The sequence below is a fragment of the Streptomyces sp. P5F9 genome (genome assembly GCF_057961495.1).
Genome location: NZ_JBXVPZ010000345.1, coordinates 1 through 10569 on the forward strand (window position 1 = coordinate 1; position 10569 = coordinate 10569).

General features: G+C 70.6%; 11 protein-coding genes and 1 pseudogene. 6 read left to right on the top strand and 6 right to left on the bottom strand.

All coding sequences use genetic code 11. From position 1 onward, the window contains the following. The 4 genes from AC31A1_RS37365 to AC31A1_RS37380 all read right to left on the bottom strand — a co-directional run. Positions 1 to 731, bottom strand: a 731-nt coding sequence (locus AC31A1_RS37365) for an AfsR/SARP family transcriptional regulator (RefSeq protein WP_489657558.1), incomplete at its 3' end; no start/stop codon positions are given. A 447-nt stretch (positions 732 to 1178) separates the two neighbouring features. After that, the gene (locus AC31A1_RS37370; protein ID WP_489657567.1) at positions 1179 to 2072 is read right to left on the bottom strand and encodes a glycosyltransferase family 2 protein; all 894 of its coding nucleotides are present in this window, start codon (positions 2070 to 2072) and stop codon (positions 1179 to 1181) included. Positions 2073 to 2199: 127 nt separating this feature from the next. Beyond that, on the bottom strand, positions 2200 to 2646 hold the full coding sequence (locus tag AC31A1_RS37375; protein WP_489657559.1) for a DUF3052 domain-containing protein: 447 nt from the start codon (positions 2644 to 2646) through the stop codon (positions 2200 to 2202). Between the two features lie 180 nt (positions 2647 to 2826). After that, positions 2827 to 3291 (bottom strand): DUF5707 domain-containing protein, encoded by a 465-nt coding sequence (locus tag AC31A1_RS37380; protein ID WP_489657560.1) that lies wholly within the window; start codon positions 3289 to 3291, stop codon positions 2827 to 2829. A gap of 207 nt (positions 3292 to 3498) precedes the next feature. Between AC31A1_RS37380 and AC31A1_RS37385 the strand changes: the two genes are divergently transcribed. From AC31A1_RS37385 to AC31A1_RS37405, 5 genes are all read left to right on the top strand, one after another. Continuing rightward, positions 3499 to 5862, top strand: coding sequence for a histidine kinase (locus AC31A1_RS37385; RefSeq protein ID WP_489657561.1), 2364 nt, complete (start codon positions 3499 to 3501; stop codon positions 5860 to 5862). After that, positions 5859 to 6551, top strand: a complete 693-nt coding sequence (locus AC31A1_RS37390; RefSeq protein WP_489657562.1) for a response regulator — start codon at positions 5859 to 5861, stop codon at positions 6549 to 6551. Before AC31A1_RS37385 ends, AC31A1_RS37390 begins: the two co-directional genes overlap by 4 nt. A gap of 42 nt (positions 6552 to 6593) precedes the next feature. Continuing rightward, positions 6594 to 6926, top strand: a complete 333-nt coding sequence (locus AC31A1_RS37395) for an SCO4225 family membrane protein (RefSeq protein ID WP_489657563.1) — start codon at positions 6594 to 6596, stop codon at positions 6924 to 6926. Positions 6927 to 7112: 186 nt separating this feature from the next. Continuing rightward, positions 7113 to 7397: an ANTAR domain-containing protein gene (locus tag AC31A1_RS37400; RefSeq protein WP_489657564.1), complete on the top strand. Its 285-nt coding sequence runs from the start codon at positions 7113 to 7115 to the stop codon at positions 7395 to 7397. A 320-nt stretch (positions 7398 to 7717) separates the two neighbouring features. Next, complete coding sequence (locus tag AC31A1_RS37405; protein WP_489657565.1) at positions 7718 to 8542, top strand: SigB/SigF/SigG family RNA polymerase sigma factor; 825 nt, start codon at positions 7718 to 7720, stop codon at positions 8540 to 8542. A 16-nt stretch (positions 8543 to 8558) separates the two neighbouring features. On the opposite strand, the pseudogene AC31A1_RS37410 reads toward AC31A1_RS37405, so the two are convergent. Then, positions 8559 to 8999, bottom strand: a pseudogene (locus AC31A1_RS37410) (DUF5994 family protein); the annotation flags it as partial. Between the two features lie 307 nt (positions 9000 to 9306). Here AC31A1_RS37410 and AC31A1_RS37415 point away from each other — a divergent pair. Beyond that, positions 9307 to 9645: a DUF4333 domain-containing protein gene (locus AC31A1_RS37415; RefSeq protein WP_366497555.1), complete on the top strand. Its 339-nt coding sequence runs from the start codon at positions 9307 to 9309 to the stop codon at positions 9643 to 9645. Positions 9646 to 9690: 45 nt separating this feature from the next. Here the strand turns inward: AC31A1_RS37415 and AC31A1_RS37420 are convergent, their stop codons facing one another. Further along, a complete protein-coding gene (locus tag AC31A1_RS37420; protein WP_489657566.1) occupies positions 9691 to 10404 on the bottom strand; it encodes a response regulator in 714 nt (237 codons plus the stop codon). Positions 10405 to 10569: the final 165 nt, after the last annotated feature.

The following is a 10569-nucleotide window of genomic DNA, read 5'->3' on the forward strand; positions in this document are numbered from 1 at the left end:
TATAAGAGACAGCCCGCCCCCGGCTCGATCCCCAGCTCCTCGATCAGACGGTTGCGGAGGTCTCGGTGGACGGCGAGGGCCTCCGCCTGGCGGCCGGTGCGGTGGAGGGCGAGCATCAGCTGGCGGTGGTAGGACTCGCGGAGGGGGTGGTCGGCGACCAGTGCGGCCAACTCCGGGACGAGGGCGCCGAGTCGGGGTCCGCCCAGGGCCAACTCCGCGTCGTAGCACCATTCGAGGACGAGGAGGCGGGCCTCGGCCAGGCGCTGGGCGAAGGCGTAGCCGCCGAGTTCGGCGGGGACGCCGCTGAGCGGGGTGCCGCGCCAGAGGGCGAGGGCCGCCGTGCAGGCGCGGACCGTGGCGGGCCAGTCCTTCGCCGCGTGCGCGGTGCGGGCCGTGGCGACGTGGGACTCGAAGACGTGGACGTCCAACTCGCCCTCGTCGACCCGGAGTACGTATCCGGGCGGGACCGCGCGCAACCGGTCGGGGTCGTCGAGGAGGCGGCGGAGGCGGGTCACGTGGTTGTGCAGGGAGGCGTGTGCGGACGCCGGCGGTGAGCCGCCCCACAGGGCGTCCTTCAGGGCGTCCACGGAGACCACCCGGCCGGGTTCCAGGAGCAGCGCGGCCAGCAGCACCCGCACCTTGGGGCTGCCGACGGGGTGCACGGCATCATCGTCGGCAGGGTCGAAAAGGACGGGCGTGCCCAGCAGTCCGAACCGCAGCTCGTACCGCATCACACCGAACCCGTCACCCTTCCGCACAGCCTCTCGCGACCGTGCCCCTTGGCGGATATCCGCCCTGTTCACGGCGGTTTCCCGCCACCCTGTCCCGGCCGCCGAACGCCGGAATCCGTTGCCGGACCGGGCGTCTCCCGTCGCCGTCCGGCGACTTCAGGCCACGCGGCCCAGGAGCATCGTGCGCACCATTGGCCACATGTTAGCGATTCGTTGGTGCGACCTGATGTGATCACATCATCGGATCTGGCCCGACGGTGCGCGCGTACGACGCGCAACTCGGGGGAGTGTCGCCGTCGCGGCCGGGTCCGGGGACGCGAGAGGGCCCCGGTCGGCGGAGGTGAACGACCGGGGCCCTCGTCCCTTACATCCGAGGTACTACGGGTCGGCCACCTACATCCCAGGTATTACGGGTCCGCCGCCTACCCCTGAAGTACTACGGGCCGGTCAGATGACGGGCGGGCGTCCCAGCCGCGTCAGCCGCCACACCGTCCGCCACCGCATCGGCCGCCGCTCCCCCGCCGGTTCGCGCACACCCTCCACGAACCCGCCGAACCACGCCCGCAGCCCGGCGAGCGACCGTGTCCGTACGAGAGTCAGCAGCGTCCAGATGCCCAGGTGGACCGGGATCAGGGCGAGCGGGAGCCGGCGGCGGACCAGCCAGACGCGGTTGCGGGCGGTGACCCGGTAGTAGATGGCGTGCCGGGCGGGCGAGGTCTTGGGGTGCTGGAGGAGCAGCTCGGGGGCGTACAGGATGCTCCAGCCGGCGTCGGCGGCCCGCCAGGCGAGGTCGGTCTCCTCGTGCGCGAAGAAGAACTCGGCCGGCCAGTCCCCCGTCTCGGCGAGCATCGCCATGCTCAGCGCGTGCCCGCCGCCGAGGAACCCGGTGACGTACCCGCCCTCCATCGGATCCCCCGCGCCGACCCGCGGCACATGGCGCCGCTGGGTCTCCCCGTGCTCGTCGGCGATCCGGAACCCGACGATGCCCAGGCGCGGTTCGGCCGCGTACAAATCGCGTACGCGGCGCAGCACGTCCGCGTCGACGAGCAGTCCGTCGTCGTCGAGTTCCACTACGACGTCCACGTCACCGAACGCGCGGAGCCGGGCCAGGCCCACGTTGCGGCCGCCGGGGCAGCCGAGGTTCTCGTCGAGGTCGATGGTGGTGACCTCGCCGGGGAGGGAGAGCCGGTCGGTGAACTCCGGGAGCCGGCAGCCGTTTCCGACGATCACGATGCGAGTGGGCGGGAGGTCCTGCTTGGCCACGGACTCTAGGAGCGCGTCGACCTCGGCGGGCCGGTTTCCCATGGTCACCACGGCGACGGCGATCCTCGGTCCGACCACGTCGCTCACTCCATCCGGCACGTCTCTCGCTCCATCCGGCCATCCGGCGATGCCCGCGCCCTGACCGCGCAGCACTCCCCGTTCACCAAGATGTTGCCTCAGATCGGCCGGTTGCTCCGACTCACGTTCATTTTGCGGGACCTTTGTTGGGGCTTTGCCGGTTTTCCCTCCGGCGCACGAACTTCAGCCCCGACCAGTCGTCCCCCAGCGCGGCGACCTTCACATCGACGACACCGAGCGGAAGGAAGAGGTCGCGCAGGTCGTTCTCGCCGATGTCGCTGACATGCCCGGCGGCCTTGCGGGGCCAGGCGATCCAGAGCATGGCGGTGTCGGCGAGGCCGAGCACCAACTCCGGCGCTTCCGCGTCCAGTTGCCGCCGTTCCCGGTAGAAGGCGAGGGTGACGTCCGCGCCACGGGGGCCACCGGCGGTGACATCGCAGTCGGCGGGGAGTCCGGGGACGGTCCAGGAGGCGGCGGCGTGGTGCAGGTGGACCTGGTGGCCGGGCTTGACGCCGATCTTCTTGGCGAGCGGAGTGCCGGAGTAACCTCCGCCTGCCGCAGGGGAGTTGACCATGCTCTTCTCCGACCTTCCACGAACTTCTCCGGCCTTCTGTGAACTTCAGTGGCCTTCTACGAACCTCTATGGCCTTCTGTGAATCTCTATGGCCTTCTACGACAACGGCCGGTGCCCCGTCTCGATCGAGACGGGGCACCGTATCCCAAGTGACCGCGTACTGGCGTCAGCGTGCCGGTGTCAGCCGGCGATGTCGAAGGTGGCCGCCTTGGGCACGAACGCCGTGTCGCCGTCCTTGGCGGTGGCGAGCGCTGAGACGTACCAGGTGCCCTTGGCCGCCTCGGCCGCCTCCTTCTTGGTCACCTTGAACGTGTAGGTGCAGCGGGAGGTGTCGTCCGAGGTGCTCCTGCACGTGGCGGACTCGACGTCGCGCAGGTCCGCCGCGGTCGGCTTCAGCTTCGAACTCGCGGGCCAGGCAACGACCTTGAGGCCGCTGATGCCCGAGTCGTCACTGACGTCCACGGTGTAGGTGAAGGAACCGGCGCCGCTCGCGGACGGGGCGGTGTAGTGGGCCGAGCCGTTCGACAGGGCCGGCTTCTCGGGGGCCGCCGAGGCGGCGGACGCGGCGAGCCCGCCGGCGACGACTCCGCCGACCGCGGCGACGGAGGCGAGGGAGAGGAGAAGGGCGCGCTTGGACATGGACATGGGAGATCCCCCTGTGTGATGTGGATGGTGTGGGAGGCGGTGGTCGACCGCTTGCCTCGATGTGATCGAGCCTAGGAGCGGGACGGCGCCCGGTCCTCGGGCCCAAGAACGGTTGCCGTGTCGAACCAGAGATAGAGAAGAGCGGGACCGTAATCCCCCTTCCGCCTGACTCAGGCCCCTCACCTGCGCCCATAGCCTTTGAGTGTCATGAAACGAACCGACGACCGGCTGCTCCCGGTCCTGCTGATCTGTGCCCAGGCCCTGGTGTGGCCGGTGGCTCCGCTGCTGCGCGGCACCGTGCCGACCGCGGCCGACCTGCTTGTGGCCGCGCTGGTCGCGGGATCGGTGACGGCCGCGCTCGCCCTGCGCCGGACCCGTCCGGTGATCACGCTCATCGTGGTCGCCGCCGCCTGCGCGGTGGGCGCCGGCCCGCTGCCCACCGGGGCGATGGCCGTCTTCGGCACCGCGGGCGTCGCGCTCGCCCTGTTCACGGTGGCGGCCGAGCGCGACACCTTCACCACGGTCCTGTGCGTGGTCACGCTCGCGCTCTGGCAGTTCCTTCAGGACATCACCCTGCACGGACTCAGCGACAACAACGGCCTCGACCTGGTCCTGATCACCCTGCTCTACGCCACCGCGTGCGGCGCGGGCTTCTCCGTACGCCGCACCCGCCGCGCCCGCCAGGCCGCCGAACTCCTCCTGAACCGCGCCGAGACCGAGCGCCACCGGCTCCCGGCGGCCGAACGGCGCCGTATGGAACGGGAGTTGCACGACGTCAGCGCCCACCATCTGACCGCCGTGGTCGTCACCGCCGGCGCCGCGCTCGGCCTGCGCGAACGCCGTCCCGAACTCGCCGCCGAGGCACTGGAGTTCGCGACCGAGACGGGCCGCGAGGTCACCCGGGCACTCGGCGCGGTCCGCGCCCCGGCCCCTTCCCGCGAGGAACTCCCCTCCCCCGAGGAGCGGTTGCACTCCCTGATCGCAGGCTTCCGCCGCCTCAACCAACCCGTCGACTTCGAGATCGACCCCCTCCCCGACGGCGCCGTCGCGGACGCGGCCTACGGCATCGTCCGCGAGGCCCTCACCAACGTGGCCCGCCACGCCCCCGGCGCCCACACGACGGTGACCGTCCGCTACGGCGACACCCGCACCGACATCGCGGTCACCAGCGCGGCTCCGCCGTCCGGCACCCCGGCCCACGGCGCGGGCCTGGGCGGCGGCCGAGGCCAGGGCTTCCTCCGCTCCCGGGCCCGAGAAACAGGCGGCACCCTGACCACCGGCCCGACACCGGAAGGCGGTTGGGAGGTACGAGCAATCCTCCCCGGCCGTACGGCAGCGCCAGTGGAACACGTCGTCCCACGCAGCTACCGCGCAGCCCAGGTCGTCGCCGCGATCGGCCTGTGCTTCCAGCCCCTGCTACCGGTCCTGATCATCCGCGCGGATGCGACATCCACCAGCACGCATGTATCGGCGGGCGTCCTGTTCACCTTGCTGGCAGCGACCCAGGCGGTAGCCCTGCTATGGCTGCGCAGAGCACCGCGGACTGTCCAACTGGCCTTGATCGGCCTGGCGTTGCTGTGGCCTCTGGCCATGTCGGTGGGCAACTACACAGGCCCGGTGCTGCTCCCACCAACTCTGAGCGTCCTGGCAACATGCGTGTCACTGACGGCTTTTAAGGGGCGCGGGGCTGTATCGATTTGCGGCTCCGCCGCGGGGCGCGACCAGCCCCCACCGGCGCGCACCTTCCGACTACCTCAGGCCCCTATCCCTGTCTTCCCCATCGCAGCCACAGCCGCACACACCACCGCCCTAACGATCGCCATCCTGCACCGAGGCACAACCACCCCCACCTGGGCAGTGGCCACGACCGCAACTACCGCCGCTGCACTGGCAATTGGCGCGGCCTACTACACCGGATCCCTGATCGCCCAACACAACAAGGCAACCCAGGGCGCCCAATCAGAACAACTAGCCACGTGGACAGAGGAAGCCGTAGGAGACGCCTGGGCAGAACGCCGCCGCATCGCAGCAGGGCTGGAAACCACCGTCCTGGCCCGCACCGCAGACATGATCACAGAAGCACAGGCAGGCCACCTGGACGCGACAGCTACCCGCGCCCGAGAGGCCCTCGCGGCAATGCGCGCGCTCCTGGACGCAGTCCGGGACGCCGACGAAACAGCAACCCCCGCCCTACGCCCCCAACCCACCGTCCAGGCCCTCGACTTGCTGGCACACCAGTGCCGAGCCACCGGCCGGGACCTACAGATACGCGTCACCGACCGCGTCCCGGACCGGCTCCCCACCGAAGTGGACCTCGCCGCATATCACGTCGCCGAAACCCTGCTGGCGACCGGCGACAACGACCCCGCCGTACTCGAACTCGACGCGGACGGCGGTACGTTGACGATCACGGCCACCGGCGTACCCCGCGCCACCGACACCGCCGTACGGGCCCGCCTCACGGCAAGGATCGCGCCGCTCGGCGGCACCCTGACGGCCGGCCGCCCACCGGGCACGGTCCACCTCCGGCTGCCGCTCACGGCACCGGACGACGAGGAGAGAGAACGATGAGCCTCAGGGTGCTGGTCGTCGACGACCAGGGCATCGTCCGGGCGGGCTTCGCCGCCGTGATCGACGCCGAGGACGACATGACGGTCGTGGGCGAGGCCGCCGACGGCGCCACCGCGGTGGTCCTGGCCGCCGAACTCGCCCCGGACGTGGTCGTGATGGACGTACGGATGCCCGAACTGGACGGCATCGCCGCCACCCGGATCATCACCGGCAGGGAGAACGCGCCGCGCGTCCTCGTGCTGACCACCTTCGACCTCGACGCGTACGTCTTCGACGCCCTGCGCGCGGGAGCCTCCGGGTTCCTCCTCAAGGACGTGCACGCCTCCGAACTCCTGGCAGGAATCAGGGTGGTGGCGAGCGGCGAGAGCGTCCTGGCCCCGTCCGCGACCCGCAGGCTGATCGGCCACTACGCGTCCGGCGCGGGCGCGGGTTTCCGTTCCGACGCCGAGAACGGTCCGCGCGAGCTGGAGAGCCTCACCGGCAGCCAGCGCAACGTCCTCGCCCTGCTCGCCTCGGGCCTCAACAACGCGGAGATCGCGGCGGAGTTGGACATCACCGTCGGCACGGTCAAGTCCCATGTCAACGCCCTGCTCCGCAAACTCGGCCTGCGCGACCGCGTCCAGGCCACGATCCTCGCCTACGACCTCGGCATCACGCGCCCGAACCCACCGGGCGCGGACCACCTCTGACCACCAACACCCCTTTGATCAACGCCACTTGGGAGTACAGCCATGCCCAGTACCGACGCCGATGCCGCCGACTCGCCCCTCCGCCGGCTCGGCCAGAACCTCCGCAACCCCTTCGCCCTCGGCTATCTCGGGGTCTGCGTGGCCATCGTCATCTGGACGGTCGTCGTGACCGTCATGGACGACTCGGGCGAGTCCATGGCGGGCGTCGTCCCGATCCTGGCGACCGCCCCGGCCAGCCTCGTGGTCCTCGTACTGCCGGGCGGCAAGGCCATGTTCATCATCGCCGTCGTTATCGGCGCGCTGGTGAACGCCTCGGTCATCGGCTGGTGCGCCCGCGCCCTGCGCCGCGGCAACCAGTCCGACGCCACCCGCTGAGCCCCGGGCAGGACTAGGGTGGGAGCGCGGTGTTCGCCCGGCTTCGCATCGGGCACAACCACCGCGTCGAAGGACTGCGGCATGAGGCACGCGCCCTGCACCACGCACCAACCGGCCACAACCCATGAAGAACGGCCCCTACGCCCCCTGTTGACGGTCGTTCCCCCTCCCCCCGACACCGCCCTGTTGACCGAACTCGTCCAACTACGCGTCCAGAACACCCAGTTGATGCTGGCCCTGGAGACCCGGGCGGTGATCGACCAGGCACGCGGCATGGTGATGGCCCTCGCGCCGTGCACCGGCGACAAGGCCTGGGACCTGCTGGTGGGCGTTTCCCAGCACTGCAACATCAAGCTCCGGGTCGTGGCGGCGGCACTGGTGGCCACGGCGGAGGACAGGACGCTTCCGGTCGACATCCAGCGGGAGTTGCGCCGCGCACTGCGCCGCCTCCACGCGGCGGACCGGCAGTAGCCCGTACGGGATGAGGACGGCACCGGGAGCTGTGGTTCCAACTCTCCGGTGCCTTCGTCCAGAACGGCCGGCGGACGCCCCCACTGGGTAGCCCGGCCCGCCGCACCTAAACAGCCCGAAAACTTCGGCTCCGGCTTCCGGTACGGGTATCACGAAAACCCGTTCGAATAAGCCTGTTTGAAAGCTGTCCCCCCGGGCACTCGTCCGGTGTGCTTCGGACCGGAGGCACCCCCGTGGGAGCGGTGTTCGCTGCTCCCCCTGTGTGCTGCGGTCTGCCGACCCCACGGTGAGTGACACCACCGAAGAGGGAGCACGTCTCCATGCAGGCCGAACGCACACTCAAGTCCCGTACCACCAAGCGCACTTACGACGACTCCCCCGACACCGACGAGTCGTTCCGCCGTATCGCCGCACTGCCGAACGGCCCGGAGCGGGCCGCGTTGTGCCAGGAGGTGGTGTGCGCGTGGATGCCGATGGCCGTACGGCTGGCCCGGCGCTTCCGGCACCGGGGCGAGTCCGCCGAGGATCTCTCGCAGGTCGCCCAACTCGGCCTGGTCAAGGCGGTGTCACGCTTCGACCCGAGTCTCGGTACGGCCTTCCCCAGCTTCGCGATACCGACGATCCTCGGCGAGGTGAAGCGGCACTTCCGTGACGAGCTCTGGGTCGTCCACGTCCCGCGCCGGGTGCAGGAGCTGCGCGGTCAAGTCCGGTCCGCCGACCACGAGTTGAGCGCCACGCGGGGCGGGACGATCTCCGCCGTCCACGAGATCGCCGCGCACACCGGGCTGACGGAGACCGAAGTACGGCTGGGCCAGGGGGCGTTGGAGGCCTACACCGCCTGGTCCCTGGACGCCGTACCCGGCCACCCCACGGACGGCCACCCGCTGACCGACACCCTCGGTGACATCGAGCCCGACTTCGACCTGATCGTCAACCGCGAGGCCCTGCGCCCCCTGTTGCGGGCGCTGCCCGAGCGGGAGCGCGAGATCCTCTACATGCGGTTCTACTGCGAGATGACCCAGGCCCGCATCGGCGCGCGGCTCGGTGTCTCCCAGATGCACGTCTCCCGCCTGATCACCAGCACCTGCGCCCGCCTGCACGACCAGGTGATGGCCGAACCGCGCGCGTTCAGGCGGGCGTCGTAACGACACTCGGCGTGTTCGCCGCTTCGGCGACCAGCTCACTCCCGGTCGACGTACGCGACGGATCGCTCGCGGCGGTCATCAGCCAGGCCGCCGTGGCGGGGTCCGTCTCAGGGGGTACGACCAGCAGGTCCCAGCGGCTCGTGCGGTACGACAGGAGCAGCAGCTGGTGCGGATCCTGCTCGGCCAGGAACCAGCCCACCTTCACGATGTGCCCGTCGACCGGCACCTTGCGCGGGAAGGCGGCCGGCCAGTGCGTGGGATTCACCGTGACCCGCGTGATCCGCCCCCACAGCGAGTCGAGCACCGCGACCAGCGAGGGCAGCTCCGCCCCCAGATCCCGGGACCGGGGCCACCAGGCCCCGTCCAGCAGAGCGGGCGCGGAACCGAGCGGAGCGAGTGACATACGGAGTGCGGGGGCGGACGGAACGGGGGCAACAGGCGCAACGGGCGCAGTCATGACGCGAACCCTGCTCTGGGCCGGTCGAGACCGGCCCGGCGTAATCGATCGCCGAAAACGACACGGGCATGGAGGCCGGTGCGCGGAATACCCTCGGTGACTTCGAGCGTACTCCTCAGCGTGACTCCGGCGATTCTCCGTCCCCTGTAGGACGAGCACCGGTACCGCCGAACGGCCCTCGTACTTCCGGCCGAGGCCCGGTCCCGGAACCGGCCGCCCGGCCGAGGCGGCGGGTATCCGTGCGGGAGGAAGCTCTGGGGACAGCAGCCGGTGAGGACCGGCCGCACCGTGCATCGAGGAGCTCCGCATGAAGCGCATCGTCATCGCCCTGGCCGCGGCCGCCGTCCTGGCCGGCGGCGTCGTCGTGGCATGGAACGTGTTCGACAACGCGTCGGTCGCCACCGCGAGCGGTCCGGACCACACGGTGCCGCGCGCCGAGGTCGAGAAGCAGGCCAAGGAGAACTACGCCATCCCCTTCGTCCAGGACGGCCCGCAGTCCGTGAGCTGCCCGAGCGGGCTGCGCGCGAAGATGGACTACACCGTGGCGTGCACCGCCGTCTTCAAGGGCGAGACCAAGAAGATGCTGATCTCCGTCACCGGAGTGCACGGCGACCGCGTGAGTTTCGACTACGGCCTGACGAAGTAGGCGGTGTGGCGCGGCAGTTGGCGCGGGGCACGGCGACCGGCCGGATCAGCGGTCGCCGACCACGCCGCACCGCCACGCCCAGGCGGCGATCTCCACCCGGTTCCGCAGCTTCAACTTGCCCTGAACGCTGGCCATATGCGTCTTGACGGTGGAGAGCGACACGAACAGCTCCGCGCAGATCTCCTGATTGGTCCGCCCTTCGGCGACCAGCCGCACCACGTCGAGTTCCCGTCCCGTCAGGGGACTTGAGGACCCCTCGGCCCGCCGGGCGGTCTCCGCCGCGGGCCGCTGCTCACCGATCCGCTCCAACAGCCGTACGGTCACGGCGGGCGACACCAGCGCGTCACCACGCGAAGCAGCGCGTACGGCCTCCACCAGCAGCCCGGGGCCCGCGTCCTTCAGCAGGAACCCGCAGGCGCCGCCGTGCAACGCCCCGTAGACGTAGTCGTCCTGGTCGAAGGTGGTCACGACCACGACGCGCAACGGATCGACGGCCTTCGGCCCCGCGAGCAGCCGGGTCACCTCCAGGCCGTCGAGTTTCGGCATCCGGATGTCGACGAGACACACGTCGGGCCGCAGCTGTCTGGCCAGCTCCACGCACTCCGCACCGTCGGCCGCCTCGCCCACCACCTCGATGTCGGGCTGGAGTTGGAGGATCAACCGGAATCCGGTGCGCACCATCTCCTGGTCGTCGGCGATCAGAACCGTGATACGTCTCCCCGAACCACTCGCGCCGGCACCGGCATTGGCCTCGGTCATGCGAGCGATCCTGCCACAGCCCCGCGCAACGGAAACTCGGCCGTCAGCCGCCACCCCCCGTCCTCCGCCCGGCTCGCGTGCAGCGTGCCCCCGACGGCCTCGGCGCGTTCGGCCAGCCCGACGAGGCCGTCGGGGGCACGCTGCACGCGAGCCGGGCGGAGGACG